The following is a 21535-nucleotide window of genomic DNA, read 5'->3' as shown; positions in this document are numbered from 1 at the left end:
TGCGCGGGAGGGCAGCCGTGCCTGACCGCCCCGCGAACTCGGTGCGCGGTCCCGGCTGTTCTCGTACAGCGCACGTGGTCAGGCTTGGAGTAAATGCCGGGTGCCGGGACGTGGCTCTGTGCGGCGACGGGTTCGGGCGATGGGGACTGCGTTACGGGGCACGGCATATCGCTACTGGTAACAACCGTCACGTTGGTCACATCCGCCCATCCTGTCGCTTCGGCCCCGGAAAGTGCCGTGACTGCGCAGACTTGGCGACCGAACACCCTTTTCCCGCGAGGTGACGCTCGGGCACAGTCCGCGTTATTTCGGGCGCCGTACGGGGCCGAAACGGGCATTGCGCTGGCGGGGGGCGCGGCCGATGACGTTGCCGCTGACGTCGGAGACATAAAGTGCGGGCGAGGAGCAACTGCCTCCCTATCCGCGCGAATTGGGTAACCGCGCGGCAAGATGGTCGCATTGTCTCCATTCGGGTTCGCCGGCCAACCCGCGACCCGCTGGGACGCCGAGCCGTGAACATCGCGTCACGCGCGAGGCCGCCAGGCAGCTCGCTCACCAGCCGACGCGACGGCCGCCGAGCAGCACCGGCCGGCGTCGCGCGCCTGACTCCCCGCCGCTAGCACACGCGACGGAGGGCCGGCACGGCATCCCGATCCGCCGCGAAGTGGAAGCCTCGTCGCGATCAGCGGAAGAGAGGCGGCGCCGTCGCGGCGGAGGAGAAGGCCACGTCTCCCCCTGGCGAACCCGCACGAGGAAAATGAGCGAGGGCGGGATGCGGATTCCTCCATACGATCGACTCGCTCGCCGAAGAGCCTCCCTTCACCCCGCCCTCATCCGCACGCCAGAATTCTCCCCGCGACTCACACGGTTCCCTCTTCTCCGCTTTTCCGGAGCGGGACAGTGCAACATTCGACACTAGCAGCATCTCGTACGCAACGAGAGAAAAGCAGCGAACTCGTTTACTCCGCCTTCCGCCGGAAAGGAAGCTCGTCTCTTCACCGCGCAATCAGAGCCCACATCGGGCAAGGAAAAGCGAAACCATGCACTATGCCAGCAGCACTTCCCAAGTGTCCCGAAAGCGCACCGCACCACGCGGGCCTTACCGCTGTCACCCGACCCCTTTCGGGCATCCATCCTCCGGGCACCCGCCGCCCCACCCCCGGGCACGACCACAGGCGGCGGGTGGCGGGCGCGACTCACCAGCCCTTACCCGCGGTCCAGACCAGGCGCTCACGGGCGTCCGAGCATGGGCGAGCCCGGCGCGCCCCAGCCCGAGCGGCGCGCGCCGACCCTCAGGACGCGGGCCCGCGAGGGCACGAAGAGAAGGCGTTTTTGCGCCAAGCTGGGGGCGGCCCACCCCGCCAACGCGTTACTCCCGAGTAAACACGTCCGGCGTTACCAGCGGTATGCCCGATGCCGTAGCGGAACAGTTCCCCGAACGCGGTTCGGCGAGGTGCCAGGGAGCCTCAGATCCAACAAATAAACAATTCTTCTGCACATCGATGTTTGATCGCGCAAACGCCGTTCACCGAGCCCGGCGGCGGCTCCGGCCTCGCTCCCCGACGCCCGAGCGGATCAGCGAAGCAGCAGGTCAGAAAGGTGGGAGAGCATACGGCTCGGGCGACCACCGACAGTCCGCGCGCCGCGCCATATCAGCAGATGAGTGACAACTCCAGACCTTCACTTTCACGTCCCCGTCAGTACGCTGGCAGCCATTGGGGAAGAACACATGGCCAGACGTCACGGCGTCGCTGTCTGCGCGTCGCGTTATCAGGTTCCTATGGACTACATTCGGGGGTCTTTTCGACCGTGGATTATCCAGTGCATTTCCACGTCCTTGGTCCGGTCGGAGTAAGTGTTCACGACAGTCCGGTAAACCTCGGCTCGGCCCGGCAGCGAGCCGTCCTCTCCGCCCTACTCCTCACTCCGGGCCATCCGATGACGGCGGAACAGCTCACCGAGGCCGTCTGGCCGCACAGGGCACCCAGCGCGGCCATGGCGAACCTGCACAGTTACGTATCCAACCTGCGGCGGACGTTGGAGCCGCACCGACCACCCCGCAGCCGGGACAACGTCCTACGGCGCGAGGCGACGGGCTATGTCCTCGCGGCGGATCCACAGAGCATCGACGCGGTGCGCTTCGAGCAGTTGATGCGGGAGGGCCGGCGCCTGCTGACGGCGGGTACGCCGCAGCAGGCGTGCCGCACGCTGGAACGGGCCCTGGCCCTACGGCGCGGGTGCGCTCATCCGGAGGTCAGCGACTACTCGCTCGGGGCGCAGGTGGCGGCCCGGTTCGAGGAGTTGTGGTTGCTCGCCCTGGAGAGTTATTGGGAGGCACGGTTGGCGGAGCCCGGTGACATCTCGGTGATAGCGGCCGAGCTGTCGGCCCTGAGCACCCGGTTCCCGACCCGCGAGCGCTTTCACCTGTTGCTGATGAGCGCGCTGTGCAGCGCGGGTCGCCGTGCCGAGGCGATCGACACCTACCACCGCGCGCGCCGGGTGTTGGCGGACGAGTACGGCATCGACCCCGGTGAGGAGTTGCAGCGGCTGTTCCGACGGGTTCTGTGCGGCGAGCCGACGTCCGAGCGCCGAAGCTCCGGCCTCGGCTCCCGGGCCTCGGACGTCTCCGTGTTCCCGACTCGGTAACCCCTCCGCTCCCCACGCGGGCCGCGAACGACGCTGGCCCGCCCCGTCACGGCCCCGCCCCTCACGGCTGGCCCTCGGGGCGGGCCAGTGTCGTTCGCGCTTGACGGGCCCAAGATCGCTCCAAGTTCGTTCCAAGGTCACTCCAAGAGCGCCGTGGCAGGGTGTGGTTCAGCGCTTGGGAGCGGCCCGGGGAGCCATGAGCTCACCGTCGGCACCCACGCGCGAGGCGAGTGATCGCCGCAGGCGACGGGGGTGGACGTGCGACGGGGCACGGCCCGTGGATCGGGCTTCTGACCAGGACTCAGAACTTCTCCCAGCGGTCGCGGCTGGCGCCGTATGACCTGCCAGGTGACAGGCCGGCCCGTCACCGGGCCCCGCCACGGAATCCATTGCTCAGGAGCCAGCACCTTGCCCGGTGCACCGGATGGGTGAGACGAGTCGATGAGGAAGCCCGTGCCCCAGACAAGCCGTCAAGCCGATCCCGTCGTCATCATCGGACTCGCCACCCACCAGGGTGTCGGCGGTCCGCTCACCTGGGACGACGACCGCGCGTTCTTCGGCCTCCCGGCGACGGCCGAGCTGACCGCTGACCGGTCACTGGCCCTGCGGCTCGCGTGGGCCGCTCTGGAGGACGGCGGGATCGTGCCCGGTACGCTCCCCGGCGGCCGGACCGGGGTGTTCCTCGTCGCGGCCGGGGACGGGCTCGCGGAGTTCGTCGCCCACGGGCTCCACCTGGACGGTTTCCAGGCCACGGTGGGCTCGGCCGGCTCGGGGCCCCTGGACTGTCGTGCCATCCGTGCGGCCCTGACGCACGCGACCGACCGGCTGCGGCGGGGCGACATCGACCGGGCCCTCGTCGGTGCGATCCCGTCTGACGCCGACGGGGCGGGCGGCCTCGTCCTGGTGCTCAAGCAGCGCTCACAGGCGATCCGGGACGGGGACCGGGCGTACGGCGTCCTGCCCGCTGACGACACGGCCGAGGACGCCCCCACGCAGGGCGGGACACAGGGCGCTGCGGCGACCCGGGGCCGCACCGCGACCGGGGCGCCAGGCACCACGGCAGCCCACCCTGCCGCCGAGTTCGGTGCACGGGGCACCGTGGACGAGGCGCTCGCCCTGGTCGGCGCGCTCCCGGCGCCCGACTGGCCCCGGCCGGCCGCCGCCCCGGCGGTCCCGGACGGCGTCACGCTTCGGACCGCGCCGCTGGTCCCGCTCGTGCTCTCCGGGCACAGCGACGCGGCCCTACGAGCCGGCGCCACAGCCCTGCACCGGCTGGTCGAGAGCTCCCCGGCACTCGATCTCGCCGACCTCGGCCTGTCGTTGGTCAGCACCCGGACCACCCTCGCGCGCCGCGCCGTCGTGCTGGCCGCCAGCCGCGCCGAAGCTCTGCGCGGACTGCGCGCGGTGGCCGACGGCGCCTTCGACGCCATGGTCGTCAGCGCCACCGACCGCGACAGCGGCGTGGAGCCCGAGGGCGGGGCGGACCGGCGCCCGGTCTTCGTCTTCCCCGGGCAGGGCCCCCAGTGGCAGGGGATGGCCCTGGACCTGCTGGAATCCTCCGAGGTCTTCCGCCGGCACATGCGCGCTTGCGCGGACGCGCTGGAGCCACACGTCCCCTGGGACCTGCACGAGGTGCTGCGGGAGGCGCCCGGCGCCCCCGCGATGCGGGCCGTCGACGTCGTCCAGCCCGTCCTGTTCGCCGTCATGGTCTCGCTCGCCGAGCTGTGGCGCGCCTGCGGCCTGGAGCCGGCCGCGGTGGTGGGCGCCAGCCTGGGCGAGATCGCCGCGGCCCATGTCGCCGGCGCGCTCACGCTGGAGGAAGCCGCCCAGGTGGTCGCGTTGTGGAGCCAGGCACAGGCCGGCGCGACCGGTGACGGCGATCTGGCCTCCGCCCTGGCGTCCCGCGCGGAGATCGAGCGACGGCTGGGTCGGTGGGGCGGCGACCGGCTGCACCTCGCGGGTTCCAACGGCCCGCGCTCGGTCCTGTTCAGTGGCGACCGGGAGGCCGTGACCGAACTGCTGGCCGAGCTGGTCACCGACGGCGTACGCGCCAAGCGGCTCAGCAACGACCTCCCGGCGCACTCGCCCACGCTGCGCCTCGACGGCGAACTCCTGCTCGGCGGCCTGGCCGGGCTCACTCCGCGCACGTCGACGGTGCCCTTCTACTCCTCCCTGACCGGGGGCCGCCAGGACACCGTCGGCCTTGACGGCCCGTACTGGCAGCGCAACATCACCCGGGAGATCCGGTTCGAGCAGGCCACCCGGGCCCTGCTGGCCGCCGGCCACCGGACGTTCGTGGAGGTCAGCCCGCACCCCGTGCTGCTCGCCGGGGTCCAGGAGACGCTGGAGGGCGAGGGGCTGAGCGCGCACGCCACCGTGGTGGGTTCCCTGCGCCGACACCAACCCGGCGTGCCCACCTTTCTGCGGTCCCTGGCGGAGCTGCATGTGCGCGGGGTCACGGTGGACTGGAGCGCCGTGTTCCAGGGCTCGGGTGCCCGGCGGATGCGGCTACCCACGTACCCGTTCGGAGCGGACGCGGCCGATACGGCGGCCGGGTCGGCCACGGTCGGTGATGGCGGCCCCGCCGACCGGCTCCGGCGGAAGCTGGCCGCACGACCGGCCGACGGACAGCGCGCATGGCTGACCGAGCTGGTGTACTCCCAGGTCAGCGCGGTGCGCGGGGTCTCTGTCTTGGACGCCAACGATGCCCGACGGTCGTTCAGGGAACTCGGGCTCGACTCGGTCGCCGCCGTCGAGGTACGCAACCGACTGGTGACGGCGACGGGGCTGCCGTTGCCGATGACCCTGCTCTTCGACCACGCGACGATCGAGGCCGTCGTCGAGTACCTGCACGGCGCGCTGCTGCGTCCGGGGTCCGAGGCCGTTGACGTGCACACCGCCCCGGTCGCGGCTGACGCCGACGAGCCGATCGCCATCGTCGCGATGAGCTGCCGGTTCCCCGGTGGCGTCAGCACACCGGACAACCTGTGGCGGCTGGTCACCGAGGGTGCGGACGCCATCTCCCCGTTCCCCGTGAACCGGGGGTGGGACGTGGCGGCCTTGTACGACCCCGACCCGGACCAACCCGGCACGACGTACGTCAGCGAAGGCGGCTTCCTGCACGACGCCGACCAGTTCGACGCGGGCTTCTTCGGCATCGGCCCACGCGAGGCGCTGGCGATGGACCCGCAACAGCGGCTCCTCCTGGAGACAGCCTGGGAGGCGCTCGAACGCGCCGGCATCGATCCGGCGACCCTGCGCGGCAGCCCGAGCGGGGTGTTCATCGGCGCGATGACGCAGGATTACGGCGAGCGGATGCACCTGGCATCCGAGGAGGTCAAGGGCCATGTGCTGACCGGCAGTACCGTCAGCGTGCTGTCCGGGCGGCTGTCGTACGTGCTCGGCCTTGAGGGCCCGGCGATCACCGTGGACACCGCCTGCTCCTCCTCACTGGTCGCCCTGCACCTGGCCACCCAGTCGCTGCGTCGCGGCGAGACCACCATGGCCCTGGCCGGCGGAGCCACCGTCATGGCCGCGCCCGGCATGTTCATCGAGTTCAGCCGACAACGCGGCCTCTCCCCCGACGGCCGCTGCAAAGCCTTCGCCGCCTCGGCCAACGGCACCGGATGGAGCGAGGGCGTCGGCCTCCTGCTACTGGAACGCCTCTCCGAGGCGCGCCGCAACAACCACCCTGTGCTCGCCGTACTGCGTGGCTCGGCCACCAACCAGGACGGCGCCTCCAACGGCCTCACCGCACCCAACGGCCCAGCCCAACAGCGGGTCATTCGACAGGCACTGGCCGATGCGCGACTGTCCGCACACGAGGTCGACGCGGTGGAGGCGCACGGTACGGGCACCACCCTCGGTGACCCCATAGAGGCTCAGGCCCTGCTCGCCACCTACGGCCAGGACCGGCCGGCCGACCGGCCGCTGTGGCTGGGCTCGCTCAAATCCAACATCGGCCACACCCAGGCCGCCGCCGGCATCGCCGGCGTCATCAAGATGGTGCAAGCCATGCGCCACGGCGTACTGCCCCGCACGCTGCACGTGGATGAGCCCACGCCCCACGTCGACTGGGAGTCCGGCGCCGTACGCCTGCTCACCGAGCAGCAGCAGTGGCCCGAGACGGGCCGGCCACGCCGGGCCGCGGTCTCCTCGTTCGGCATCAGCGGCACCAACGCCCACGTCGTCCTGGAGGAGGCCCCGGAAAGCGAACCTGTTCCGGAGAACGCGGGTGCGCCGGTGGAGACGGGCGTCGTACCGATCGTCCTCTCCGCCCGCACTCCCCAAGCCCTCCGCGCCCAGGCCACGCAACTCGCCACGTACGTCGAAGACCACCCGGAGACCGACCCGTACGCCATCGCCCACACCCTCCTCACCGGCCGAGCCACCCTCGAACACCGCGCCGTCCTCCTCACCCATGACCGCGACCACCTACGAGAGGCACTCCACACCCTCGCCAACGGTGACGAACACCCCAACGTGGTAACGGGCAACACCAACCACACCAAGCCCGTCTTCGTCTTCCCCGGTCAGGGATCGCAGTGGACCGGCATGGCCACCGACCTCCTGCGCACCTCCGAGGTCTTCCGACAGTCCATAGCCGACTGCGAGAACGCCCTGGCGCCTTACGTCGACTGGTCGTTGACCGAAGTGCTCACCAACGGGCAGCCCATCGAACGCGTGGATGTGGTCCAACCCGCGTTGTTCGCTGTCATGGTCTCGCTGGCCCGCGTCTGGCAGTCGCTTGGCGTCCAACCCACCGCCGTCATCGGCCACTCCCAAGGCGAGATCCCCGCGGCCGTCATCGCAGGCGCCCTGACGCTCGAAGACGGCGCCCGCGTCACCGCTCTTCGCAGCCAAGCCATCCACACCACCCTCACCGGCCACGGCACCATGGCCTCCCTCACCCTCACACCCGAAGCAACCCAACAACTCCCCGGAGCCTGGGGCACCCACCTCCACATCGCCGCCCACAACGGACCCCACACCACCGTCATCGCCGGCAACACCAACGCCATCGAAGACCTACTCCAACACTGCGAACAACACAACATCCACGCCCGACGCATCAACGTCGACTACGCCTCCCACAGCCCCTCCGTGGAAGCCGTACGCGAGCAACTACTCAACCAGCTAACAGACCTGAAGCCCACCACGAGCCACATCCCCTTCTACTCCACCACCACAGGCGAAGCCCTCGACACCACCCACCTCACGGCCGACTACTGGTACACCAACCTCCGCCAACCCGTACTCCTCACCGATGCCACCACCACCGCCCTAGACAACGGACACACCACCTTCATCGAGATCAGCCCCCACCCCATCCTCACCGCACCACTCCACGACATCACCGACCACACCAACCGCCCCGCCACCATCACCGCAACCCTCCGCCGCGACCACGGCACCTGGACCCAACTCCTCACCCACGCCGCCCACCTCCACACCCACAACACACCCATCAACTGGACCACCCTTCTCCCCCACCCAACCCACCACCACCCGAACCTCCCCACCTACCCCTTCCAACGCCAGCGCTACTGGCTCCCTGCTTCCTCACCCAGTCACCGTCGCGGCAATGACTCAACTGGTCACCCTTTCCTGCTCACCCGTACCACCCTCGCCACCAGCCAAGAAACCCTCTACACCGGACACATCTCCACCCACACCCACCCCTGGCTCACCGACCACGCACTCTGGAACACCCCACTCCTCCCCGGCACCGCACTCCTCGAACTCGCCCTCCACACCGCACACCACACCGGACTCCACCACATCGAAGAACTCACCCTCCACACCCCACTCACCCTCACCCACCACCAACCCCACCACCTCCAAATACACATCGGCACCCCCAACACCACCGGACAACACCCCCTCACCATCCACACCCGACCGGAGGGCGCGGATGACGGTGCGTGGGTGCAGCACGCGGTGGGTGTCGTGTCGGCGAAGGGGCGAGCGCCGCAGGACGGGGCATGGCCGGGGCAGGGGGTTGCGCTCGCCGAGGCTGAGGGGGCCTACGGGCGGCTGGCCGAGGTCGGCTTCGACTACGGGCCCGCGTTCCAGGGGTTGCGGCGGCAGGGCCGGGCGGGCGATGACGTGGTCGCGGAGGTCGAGCTGCCCGAGGCGCAACGGGCCGATGCTGACCGCTTTGACCTGCATCCCGCGCTGCTGGACGCGGCGCTGCACGCGACGCTGTTGGAAGGCGCGGACCGGGTGCGGTTGCCGTTCAGCTTCAGCGGAGTGACCCTGCATGCCACCGGCGCCACCGACCTGCGCGTACGGCTGACACCGACCGGGCCCGACACGGTCTCGGTGCTGGCGACAGACGCCGGTGGGCAGCAGGTCGTCTCCATCGACGCGCTGACGTTGCGGGAGGTGTCCGCGGAGCGGTTCCGGGCCACGGCCAGCGGGCTGAACAACCCGCTGTACCAGGTGGAGTGGGTCCCGGCGGAGACGACTGAGCTGGCTGAGCCGGCACCGATGGACGGTGCGCGGCGGCCCGTTCTCGTGGGGGCCGCGGCGCTGCTCCCCGACCTCGCGGACGCGGCCCCGGCGTGCGCCGCGAGCGATCTCGGGGCGCTGATCGCCACCGTCACCGCCGGCGGTCCAGTGCCGGACACGGTCTTGGTGCCCTGCCTGTTTGGGGCCGGAGGGCTCGACTCGGACGACGTGGCGGAGGCCGCGCACGTGGCCGCCCGTGATGTGGGCGAACTGGTGCGGGCCTGGCTGGCTGAGGAGCGGCTCGCGGACTCGCGGCTGGTGTTTCTCACGCGTGCGGCGGTGGCCGTACGCGACGAGGACGACGTGACGGACCTGGCGCGGGCGCCGCTGTGGGGCCTGATCAGGGCGGCCGGCTCGGAGCACCCCGGCCGGCTGGCGCTGGCCGACCTGGATGACGACCCCGACTCGTATCGGGTCCTGCTGCGCGCGCTCGCGACGGGGGCTGTCGATGAGCCACAGCTCGCGGCGCGTGCGGGCCGGTTGTACGCCCCACGGCTGGCAAGGGTGGCGCCCTCCGCCGGGGAAGGCGTGAGTCCGTTCGACGGCTCGGGCACGGTGTTGGTCACCGGGGGCACCGGCCTGCTCGGCGGCATGCTGGCCCGCCATCTGGTCGCCGAGTACGGCGTTCGCAGTCTGTTGTTGCTCAGCCGTCGTGGCCTCGCTGCGGAGGGGGCGGAGGGGTTGCGCGCGGAGTTGGTGGAGCGGGGTGCTCGGGTGGCGGTGGTCGCGTGCGACGCGGCGGACCGTTCGGCGCTCGCGGCGGCCCTGGAGGCCGTGCCTGCCGAGTACCCGCTGACCGGTGTGGTGCACACGGCCGGGGTGCTCGATGACGGGGTGATCGCCTCGTTGTCACCCGAGCGTCTCGCGGCGGTTCTGCGGCCGAAGGTCGACGCGGCGTGGAATCTGCACGAGCTGACGCGCCCGTACGACCTGCGGGCCTTCGTGCTCTACTCGTCGGCGGCCGGCACGCTCGGTCAGGCGGGGCAGGCGAGTTACGCGGCGGGGAACGCGTTCCTGGACGCCCTGGCCTGGCACCGCCGCGCGACCGGGCTGCCCGGCCTCGCACTGGCCTGGGGGTTGTGGGCCGAGGCGGGCGGGATGACCGGTCATCTCGGCGAGGCGGACCTGCGGCGGTTGCGTCGCACGGGCCTGGCTCCCATGCCGTCCGAGCAGGGGCTCGCGCTGTTCGACATGGCGGTGCGGGCCGATGCGGACGCGCGGGCCGCGACCGGCCCGACGGTCGCCGGCGGGTCGGGCGCCGGGCGGGCCGCGCTGGTCCCCGCCGTCCTGGACTTCGCCGCCCTACGCTCCCAGCCGGAAGTGCCGGCCTTGCTGCGGCGGTTGGTCCGTGCCGCGTCCCCGGCTCCGCTGCGGGCGGCGGCCGGCAGGTCGCAGGAGGCGACGGTCGAGCGCCGGTTCGCGGAGCTGGCGCCGGATGAGCGCCGCCAGGCACTGGTTGACCTGGTACGGCGCCAGGTGGCGACGGTCCTGGGGCACCCCACGGTGGAGTCGATCGATCCCGAGCGCGGCTTCCTGGATCTCGGTGTCGACTCGCTCACCGCGCTTGACCTCCGTAACCGGCTCGGTGCCGAGGTGGGGCGGCGGTTGCCCGCCACCCTCATCTTCAACCACCCCACCCCCAACGCGATGGGGCGCTACCTGGCGGCCGAACTCTTCCCCGGCGATGACGCCGCCGAGTCCGGTGCCGACGGGCCCGCGCCGGCCACGGCCGATGGCCAGCCGGACGAGGCGGAGTTCCGCCGGGCGTTGGCGGCGATACCGCTGGCCCGGTTCCAGGAGGCCGGTCTCGTACGGACCCTCCTGGGTCTCGCGGAGGCCGGGGGCGAGCACGGCGGACACGCCGCGGAGCCCGTGGCGGAGCAGCAGGGCGCCGCGCTCGACGCGATGGACCTGGACGACCTGGTTCGGGTGGCCCTCGGTGACAACTAATCGTTCAGTCCATGAGGTTCGGAGTTATCGATGACCGCATCGAGCGAAGAAGTCGTCAAGGCACTGCGGGCCTCCCTCAAGGAGGTCGAGTCCCTGCGACGGCGCAACCACGCGCTGACCACGGCGGCCTCCGAGCCGATCGCCATCGTCGGCATGGCCTGCCGCTACCCCGGAGACGTCAGCTCGCCCGAGGAGCTGTGGCAGTTGGTGGCCGGCGGGGGCGACGCCGTCACCGGCTTCCCCGAGGACCGTGGCTGGGACGTCGCCGAACTCTACGACCCGGACCCGGACGCCGTCGGCAAGAGCTACACGCGCTCCGGAGGCTTCCTGAACGGCGCCGCCGCGTTCGATCCGGAGTTCTTCGGGATCAGCCCGCGCGAGGCGACCGCCATGCACCCGCAGCAACGCGTCCTGCTGGAGGTGGCGTGGGAGGCGCTGGAACGCGCGGGCGTCGACCCCACAGCGGTGCGGGGCAGCCGTACGGGGGTGTTCGCCGGTGTGATGCACCAGGACTACGCCGCCAGGCTGCACAAGACGCCGGACGACCTTGAGGGCTACCTGATGACGGGCAGCCTGGGCAGTGTGGTCTCGGGCCGCGTCGCGTACACCCTGGGGCTTGAGGGTCCCGCCGTCACGGTGGACACGGCGTGCTCGTCGTCGCTGGTCGCGCTGCACGTGGCGGGCCAGTCGCTGCGGGCGGGCGAGTGCTCGATGGCCCTCGTCGGTGGTGTGACGGTGATGACCACGCCGATCGGGTTCGTCGAGTTCAGCCGGCAGCGCGGGCTCTCCCCCGACGGCCGCTGCAAGGCGTTCGCCGCCTCGGCCGACGGCACCGGCTGGGGCGAGGGCGTCGGCGTCCTGGTGCTGGAACGCCTCTCCGAGGCGCGGCGCAACAACCACCGGGTGCTCGCCGTACTGCGCGGCTCGGCCATCAACCAGGACGGCAGCAGCAGCGGCTTCTCGGCCCCCAACGGCCCGGCGCAGGAGCGCGCCATCATGCAGGCGTTGGCCGATGCGCGGCTGGCCCCGCACGAGGTGGACGCGGTCGAGGCGCACGGCACCGGCACCCGCCTCGGTGACCCGATAGAGGCCCAGGCCCTGCTCGCCACCTACGGGAAGGGCCGGCCCGCCGACCAGCCGCTGTGGCTGGGCTCGCTCAAGTCCAACGTCGGTCACACCCAGGCCGCCGCCGGCGTCGGCGGCGTCATCAAGATGGTGCAGGCCATGCGCCACGGCCTACTGCCCCGCACGCTGCACGTGGACGAGCCCACACCCCACGTCGACTGGGAGGCCGGCACCGTACGGCTGCTCACCGAGCAGCGCGAGTGGCCCGAGGCGGGTCGTCCGCGCCGGGCCGCGGTCTCCTCGTTCGGCATCAGCGGCACCAACGCCCACGTCATCCTGGAACAGGCCCCCGAGCAGGAGGCTGTCCCCGAGGGTCAGGGACCGGCCGTCGACGCGGGTGTCGTGCCGGTCGTCGTCTCGGCGCGCGACCCCCAGGCGCTGCGCGCCCAGGCCGCGCGGCTCGCCGCGTACGTCGAGGACCACCCCGACGCCGACCCGTACGCCATCGCGCACACGCTGCTCACGGCGCGCGCCGGCCTTGAACACCGCGCCGTGCTCCTGGCTCACGACCGGGGCCACCTGCTGGAGGCACTGCACGCCCTCGCCAAGGGCGACGAACACCCCAGCGTGATCACCGGGAACACCGACCATGCCAGGCCCGTCTTCGTCTTCCCCGGCCAGGGTTCGCAGTGGACCGGCATGGCCACCGGCCTCCTGCGCACCTCCGAGGTCTTCCGGCAGTCCATAGCCGACTGCGAGAACGCCCTGGCGCCGTACGTCGACTGGTCCCTGACCGACGTGCTCACCAACGGGCAGCCCATCGAACGCGTCGATGTCGTCCAACCCGCGCTGTTCGCCATCATGGTCTCGCTGGCCCGGGTGTGGGAATCGCTGGGCGTCCGACCCACCGCCGTCATCGGCCACTCCCAGGGGGAGATCCCCGCGGCCGTTATCGCAGGCGCCCTGACCCTCGAAGACGGCGCCCGCGTCACCGCTCTTCGCAGCCAGGCCATCCACACCACCCTCACCGGCCACGGCGCCATGGCCTCCCTCAGCCTCACGCCCGAAGCAACCCAACTGCTGCCCGGTGCCTGGGGTCGAGAGCTTCACGTCGCCGCCCACAACGGGCCCCACACCACCGTCGTCGCCGGCGACGCCGTCGCGGTGGACAACCTCCTCGCACACTGCGCGGAACGGGACATCCACGCCCGACGCGTCAACGTCGACTACGCGTCCCACACGCCCCATGTCGAGGCCATCAGCGCCCAGCTCACCGACGTACTGGCCGAGGTGAAGCCCCGCAAGGGCAGCATCCCGTTCTACTCGACCACCACCGGCCAGGCTCTCGACACCACCCAGCTCACGGCCGACTACTGGTACACCAACCTCCGCCAACCCGTACTCCTCACCGATGCCACCACCACCGCCCTAGGCAACGGACACACCACCTTCATCGAGATCAGCCCCCACCCCATCCTCACCGCCGCACTCCACGACATCGCCGACGAAGCCGACCAACCCGTCAACGTCACCATCACCGGAACCCTCCGCCGCGACCACGGCACCTGGACCCAACTCCTCACCCACGCCGCTCACCTCCACACCCACAACACACCCATCAACTGGGCCACCACCCTCCCCACCACCGCACCCCAACTCGACCTCCCCACCTACCCCTTCCAACGCCAGCACCTGTGGATCTATGACGAGGCAGCCGGCGGCGGGGTGGGTGACCAGGCGCCGGGTGACCAGGCGTCGGGGAACGAGGCGGACGCGAGGTTCTGGGCGGCGGTGGAGGGTGGGGACGTCGGCGCGCTGACGGAGGCGCTCCAGATCGAGGACGAGTCCGGGCGCTCGTCGCTGTCCGCGCTGTTGCCGACGCTGTCGGCATGGCGCAGGCAACACCGTGACCGCGACGCGGTCGACGGGTGGCGCTACCGGATCGCCTGGAAGCCGGTGGCGCGGGTGTCACCCGCACCGCTGACCGGCACCTGGCTTGTGGCCCTCTCTGCCGGGCACGATACGGACCCGTGGGTTACGGAGGCGCTGCGCGTACTCGGTGGCCACGGCGCCCGGATCGTACCCGTGGAGCTGACCGAGGCGGACGCCGACCGCGACGCGCTCGCCGCCCGGCTGCGGGACGTGCTCGCTGGTGCGCGGAGCGCGGAAGGGGGAACCGAGGCGGCGGGTGTGCTGTCGTTCGTGGGGGCGGACTCGCGTCCGCACCCCCGGTTCGGCGCGCTGGCGACGGGGGCGGCGCTGACGCTGCCCCTTGTGCAGGCCCTGAGCCAGCTCGGGGTGCGAGCGCCGCTGTGGAGCGTCACCCGGGGCGCGGTGTCCACGGGGGACTCGGACGCTCCGGCCGATCCGGCGCAGGCGCAGGTCTGGGGGCTCGGCCGGGTGGTGGCTCTGGAGCATCCGGCGTTGTGGGGCGGGTTGGTGGACCTGCCGGAGAGCCTGGACGCGCGGTCGGGCGCGTTGCTGCGGCAGGTGCTGTCCGGCGCGACGGGCGAGGACCAGGTGGCGGTGCGTTCCGCCGGGTTGCTCGCGCGGCGGATGGTGAGCGCGGCGGGTGGCGCGCAGTCGGCGCGCCGGTGGCGTCCTCGGGGCACGGTGCTGATCACGGGTGGGACCGGAAGTCTCGCGCCCCGGCTGGCGGACTGGCTGGCTACCCAGGGGGCCGAGCATCTGGTGCTGGTCAGCCGGTCGGGGCCGGCCGCGCCCGGTGCCTCGGAGTGGGTGAGCGACCTCGAACGGCGGGGTGTGGGTGTGACCGTCGCGGCCTGCGACGTGGCCGACCGTGACGCGGTGGCGGCCCTGCTCGACACGCTGCGGGCCGAAGGACACACCGTACGGACGGTGCTGCACGCCGCCGCCTTCATCGAGCTGGCGCCGGTCGGTGAGACGTCGCTGACCAGCATGGACGCGGTGCTGGCGGCCAAGGTCGCCGGTGCGGCGCACCTGGCGGAGTCGCTCGACCCGGGCGAGTTGGACGCGTTCGTCCTCTTCTCGTCCATCGCGGGGTTCTGGGGCAGTGGCGACCACGCGGCGTACGCGGCGGCGAACGCGGCCCTTGACGCACTGGCGGAACAGAATCGGGCCCGTGGGGTGCCGATGACGTCGGTGGCCTGGGGTGTGTGGGAAGACGCCGTGCACACCTGGCAGAACCTCGACGGTGTGGACGTCCAGGAGACCCGGGCGCGGGTGCGTCGTCAGGGGCTGCCGCTGATGCCCGCCGAGTTGGCCGTCGCCGCGCTCCAGCAGGCGCTCGACCAGGACGACACGTTCGTGGCCGTGGCCGACATCGACTGGGAGCGCTTCGTTCCCCTGTTCACCTCGATGCGGCCGAGTCGACTGCTGGACGCGTTGCCGGCGGCCCGGCGGCTGCTGGAGCGGCCTGACGCTCCCCGTACCGAGGAGGCCACGGCCGGCACCGGCGCCGCCGCGGAACTACGTGACCGGTTGGCCGCGCTGACCACCGCGGACCAGGAGACGGCGCTGACCGAGCTGATCACCCGGCATGCCGTGGTGGTGCTCGGGCTCGGCACGGCCGAGTCCACTCGGGTGGACCGGGCCTTCAAGGACGCCGGGTTCGACTCGCTGACCTCGCTCGCCCTGCGCAACCGGCTCGCCGAGGCGACGGGGCTACGGCTACCGGCAACCCTGGTCTTCGACTATCCGACGCCTCGCGTGTTGGCGACCCACCTGCGCGAGTTGCTGGTGGCCGCTTCGCACGAGCCCGCGGCCGACCAGGAGGCGGCGCCGGCGGCCACGGTGGCGGCCACGGACAATGCGGCCACGGACGATGACCCGATCGCCATCATCGCCATGGCCTGCCGCTTCCCCGGTGGCGTCGCCAGCCCCGACGACCTGTGGCGGCTGGTCAGGAGCGGTGGGGACGCCGTCTCGGCGCCGCCGACCGACCGTGGCTGGGACCTGGCCGAGTCCTTCGGCATCGGCGGCGCCGAAAGCGACGACGCGGGCCGTCGGCGTACCAGGGAAGGCGGCTTCCTGCGAGATGTCGCCGGGTTCGACGCGGCGTTCTTCGGCATCGGACCGCGCGAGGCGCTGGCCATGGACCCGCAACAGCGGTTGGTGCTGGAAACGTCCTGGGAGGCGTTCGAGCGCGCGGGCATCGACCCGGCGACGCTACGCGGCAGCCGTACCGGGACGTACATCGGCGCGATGTCCCACGGGTACGGCCCTCGGTCGGCCGACGCGCCGCCCGCCGTCCAGGACTACGTCATCACCGGCGGCGTCACCAGCGTCATCTCGGGCCGTCTGGCTTACACGTTCGGGCTTGAGGGCCCGGCGGTCACGGTGGACACGGCGTGCTCGTCGTCGCTGGTCTCCCTGCATCTGGCCGCCCAGGCGCTGCGTACGGGCGAGTGCACGATGGCGCTCGCGGGCGGCGCGGTGGTGATGCCCACGCCGGACGTCTTCATCGGGTTCGGCCGGATGGGGGCGCTGTCGGCGAGCGGGCGCTGCATGGCGTTCTCCGACGAGGCGGACGGCTTCGGGCTGTCCGAGGGCGCCGGCATGGTGTTGCTCGAACGGCTCTCGGACGCCCGGCGCAACGGGCACCAGGTGCTCGCCGTCATCCGGGGCTCGGCAACCAACCAGGACGGCGCGTCCAACGGTCTCGCCGCCCCCAACGGCCCCTCACAACAACGGGTCATCCGCGCCGCACTGGCCGCGGCACGGCTGGCCCCGGACGAGGTGGACGCGGTGGAGGCGCACGGCACCGGCACCCGCCTCGGCGACCCGATCGAGGCCCAGGCCCTGCTCGCCACCTACGGCCAGGACCGACCGGCCAACCGACCCCTGTGGCTGGGCTCGATCAAGTCCAACATCGGCCACACCCAGGCCGCCGCCGGGGTCGCCGGAGTCATCAAGATCGTGCAAGCCATGCGCCACGGGGTCCTCCCCCGCACCCTTCACGTGTCCAAGCCCACCACTCACGTGGACTGGACGGCCGGCGCGGTCGAGCTGCTGACCCAGGAACGTGCCTGGGTACGCGGTGAGACCGGGTCCCGTCGGGCCGCCGTGTCGGCCTTCGGCATCAGCGGCACCAACGCCCACGTCATCCTGGAGGAGGCCCCGGAAAGCGAACCTGTTCCGGAGGACGCGAGTGCGCCGGTGGAGACAGGCGTCGTACCGATCGTCCTCTCCGCCCGCACTCCCCAAGCCCTCCGCGCCCAAGCCACGCAACTCGCCACGTACGTCGAAGACCACCCCGAGACCGACCCGTACGCCATCGCCCACACCCTCCTCACCGGCCGAGCCACCCTCGAACACCGCGCCGTCCTCCTCACCCACGACCGCGCCCACCTACGAGAGGCACTCCACGCCCTCGCCAACGGTGACGAACACCCCAACGTGGTAACGGGCAACACCAACCACACCAAGCCCGTCTTCGTCTTCCCCGGCCAAGGCTCGCAGTGGACCGGCATGGCCACCGACCTCCTGCGCACCTCCGAGGTCTTCCGACAGTCCATAGCCGAGTGCGAAAACGCCCTCGCCCCGTACGTCGACTGGTCACTCACCGACGTACTCACCAACGGGCAACCCATCGAACGCGTCGACGTCGTCCAACCCGCGTTGTTCGCCGTCATGGTCTCGCTGGCCCGCGTCTGGCAGTCCCTAGGTGTCCAACCCACCGCCGTCATCGGCCACTCCCAAGGCGAGATCCCCGCAGCCGTCATCGCAGGCGCCCTCACCCTCCAAGACGGCGCCCGCGTCACCGCCCTCCGCAGCCAAGCCATCCACACCACCCTCACCGGCCACGGCACCATGGCCTCCCTCCCCCTCACACCCCAAGCAACCCAACAACTCCCCGGAGCCTGGGGCCGAGAACTCCACATCGCCGCCCACAACGGACCCCACACCACCGTCATCGCCGGCAACACCACCGCGGTGGACAACCTCCTCGCACACTGCGAGGAACGGGACATCCACGCCCGACGCATCAACGTCGACTACGCCTCCCACAGCCCCTCCGTGGAATCCGTACGCGAGCAACTACTCAACCAGCTAACAGACCTGAAGCCGGCAACGAGCGACATCCCCTTCTACTCCACCACCACCGGTCAGGCCCTCGACACCACCCACCTCACGGCTGGCTACTGGTACACCAACCTCCGCCAACCCGTACTCCTCACCGATGCCACCACTACGGCCCTAAACAACGGCCACACCACCTACATCGAAATCAGCCCCCACCCCATCCTCACCACCGCACTCCACGACATCGCCGACGAAGCCGACCAACCCACCAGCGTCACCACCACGGGAACCCTCCGCCGCGACCACGGCACCTGGACCCAACTCCTCACCCACGCCGCTCACCTCCACACCCACAACACACCCATCAATTGGACCACCACCCTCCCCACCACCACACCCCAACTCGACCTCCCCACCTACCCCTTCCAGCGCCAGCACTACTGGCTCACCACCCCCTCCACCACACACCCCAACGCCCACACTGCCGACCACCCGTTCCTGCTCACCCGCACCACCCTCGCCACCAGCCAAGAAACCCTCTACACCGGACACATCTCCACCCACACCCACCCCTGGCTCACCGACCACGCACTCTGGAACACCCCACTCCTCCCCGGCACCGCACTCCTCGAACTCGCCCTCCACACCGCACACCACACCGGACTCCACCACATCGAAGAACTCACCCTCCACACCCCACTCACCCTCACCCACCACCAACCCCACCACCTCCAAATACACATCGGCACCCCCAACACCACCGGACAACACCCCCTCACCATCCACACCCGCCCACACGCTCCGCAGGGGGACGAGGCGGCGTGGACGTGTCACGCGACAGGGTCGTTGTCGGCGAACGCGGATGCGGGAGCGGGGGCGGATGCGGCGTCGGGCTGGGAAGAAGCGGAGAGTTGGCCTCCCCAGGGAGCCGTGTCGGTGGCGGTCGAGGGGATCTATCCGCGACTGGCGGAGGGCGGACTGGTCTACGGGCCGGCGTTCCAGGGGCTGCGGGCCGCCTGGCGGCGTGGCGCGGAGGTCTTCGCGGAGGTGCGGTTGCCCGAGCCGCAACACGCCGACGCCGATCGCTTCGACCTGCACCCCGCACTGCTGGACGCGGCCCTGCACGCGACGATGCTCGACGGTGTGGAGCGGGTCGTACTGCCGTTCTCCTTCCGGGGGGTGACCCTGCACGCCACCGGCGCCACCGACCTGCGCGTACGGCTGACGCCGACCGGGCCCGACACGATGTCGCTCGCGGTGGCCGATGGGCGGGGAGCGCCGGTGGCCACGGTCGCCGCGCTGGCGGTACGGCCGGTGGACCAGCGGCAGTTGGTCGTGTCGGGCCGGGCGGTGGCGGACTCGCTGTTCCAGGTGGCGTGGCACGCGGTGTCTGCCGACGCGCCGGGGGCGGGTCGGGTGGCGCGCTGTGCGGTGGTGGGTGTGGACGGGCTGGGTGTCGGCCCGGCGCTGCTGGCGGCCGGGAGCGACGTGGAGTCCCACGCGTCGCTGGCGGATCTCGCCCGGGCCGTGGACGAGGGCGAGGCTGGTGTGCCGCCGGTCGTGGTGGTCCCGTGGCCGCTGTCGCGTGACGCGGACCGCCACTCAGCCGACGCGGCCAGCGGCGCGGTGGTGCGCATGCTCGGCCTGTTCCAGGAGTGGGTGCGGGAGGAGAGGTTCGGGGACGCGCGGCTTGTCCTGGTGACGCGGGGGGCCGTGGCGGTGTCGTCCGCGGCGGGCGGTGGGCCGGCGGAGTCCGTGTCGGACCTGGCGGCGGCCTCCGTGTGGGGGATGGTGCGGTCCGCGCAGGCCGAACACCCGGACAGGTTCGCGCTGGTGGACTTGGACGCGGACGCCGGCTCTGGGCGGGTGCTGGCGGATGCGCTCGCCGGGGCCGAGCCGCAGTGCGCCGTGCGGGCGGGGCGGGTGTGGGTGCCACGGTTGGAGCGGAGTCGTCCGCCGGCCACGACCGGTGTCCCGGCGTTGCGGTCGGAGGGGACGGTGGTGATCACGGGTGGTACCGGAGTTCTCGGCAGCCTCGTCGCCCGCCACCTCGTCACCCACCACGGCATACGCCACCTCCTCCTCCTCTCCCGCCGCGGACCTGATGCACCCGGCGCCACCCAACTCCACCACCAACTCACCCAACTCGGCGCCACCCCCACCATCACCACCTGCGACACCAGCAACCCACAACAACTCACCACCGCCCTCGCCACCATCCCACCCCAACACCCCCTCACCGGCATCATCCACACCGCCGGCACCCTCCACGACGCCCTCCTCACCAACCTCACCCCCCACCACACCCACACCACCCTCCAACCCAAAACACACACCGCCTGGCACCTCCACCAACTCACCCAACACACCCACCTCGACTTCTTCATCCTGTTCTCGGCGGCCGGAGGCGTGCTCGGTAGCGCGGGTCAGGCCAACTACGCGGCGGCCAACGGTTATCTGGACGCGCTGGCGGACTACCGCAGGGGGGCGGGGCTGCCGGCGGTGTCGATGGCGTGGGGGTTGTGGGAGGAGGTCAGTGAGATGACCGGCGGACTGGGTGAGGAAGACCTGGCGCGGCTGCGGCGAGCGGGTGTGCTGCCGTTGTCCTCGGCGGACGGGTTGGCGCTGTTCGACCTCGCGCTCGAGCAGGACCGGCCCCTGGTGCTCCCGGTCCGGCTCGACCTGGCCGCGATGCGCGCCAGGCCCGGTGCGCGTCCCGCGCTGCTGCGGGGCCTGCTCGGCGCCGCGCCGCCCCGTGCGGTCGCGGGCAGCGCGGCGGTCGCGACGGGCGGCACGGGAGACGCCGGGGAACCCGGCGACACGCTGTCTCTCTCCGGACTGCCGGCGGCCGAACGAGCGCACGCGTTGCGGGAGTTGGTCACGACGCAGGCCGCGTTGGTCCTGGGGTACGCGGCGGCCGACGCCATCGACGACGAGCGCGGCTTCCTCGACGCGGGCTATGACTCGCTGCGGGCGGTGGAGCTGCGGAACCGGTTGAGCGCGGCCACCGGTCTGCGGCTGCCTTCCACCCTGGTCTTCGACCACCCCACACCGGCGGAGGTGGCGGGCCGCCTCGACGAGTTGCTCCGGGAGCGTGAACGTCCGGACGCCGAGGCGCTGCTGGCCCGGCTCGACGGCGTGGCGGCGGATCTGTCGGCGGTGGCGGCGGACGACCCGGCGCGTGAGCGGGTGGCGACGCGACTGCGCGCGTTGCTGGCGGGCGTGGTGGGCGCGGCCGACGGCGGGGGCGGGAGCGGGGCCGGAGGGGAGCGGCTCGCTGGGGAGGGTGACGAGTTCGGTGACGTGTCCCTGGACGAGTTCCTGGACATCGTCGACGACGAACTGCGCGGCTGAC

The 21535-nt window shown here is 71.5% G+C and carries 3 protein-coding genes; all 3 read left to right on the top strand.

What is annotated here, in order from left to right:
* Positions 1–1659 precede the first annotated feature (1659 nt).
* Positions 1660–2646: an AfsR/SARP family transcriptional regulator gene (locus H7H31_RS31135; protein WP_261905867.1), complete on the top strand. Its 987-nt coding sequence runs from the start codon at positions 1660–1662 to the stop codon at positions 2644–2646.
* Between the two features lie 453 nt (positions 2647–3099).
* Positions 3100–11109 carry a type I polyketide synthase gene (locus H7H31_RS31130; protein ID WP_187118179.1) on the top strand — a complete coding sequence of 2670 codons (8010 nt, stop codon included), beginning with the start codon at positions 3100–3102 and terminating at the stop codon, positions 11107–11109.
* Between the two features lie 30 nt (positions 11110–11139).
* A complete protein-coding gene (locus tag H7H31_RS31125; RefSeq protein WP_187118178.1) occupies positions 11140–21534 on the top strand; it encodes a type I polyketide synthase in 10395 nt (3464 codons plus the stop codon).
* The last annotated feature ends 1 nt before the right edge of the window (position 21535 follow it).

Source organism: Streptomyces buecherae, assembly GCF_014295035.1.
Classification (GTDB): Bacteria; Actinomycetota; Actinomycetes; order Streptomycetales; family Streptomycetaceae; genus Streptomyces; species Streptomyces youssoufiensis.
Note: the sequence above shows the minus strand (reverse complement) of the source record. Positions and strands in the feature narration are given on the sequence as shown.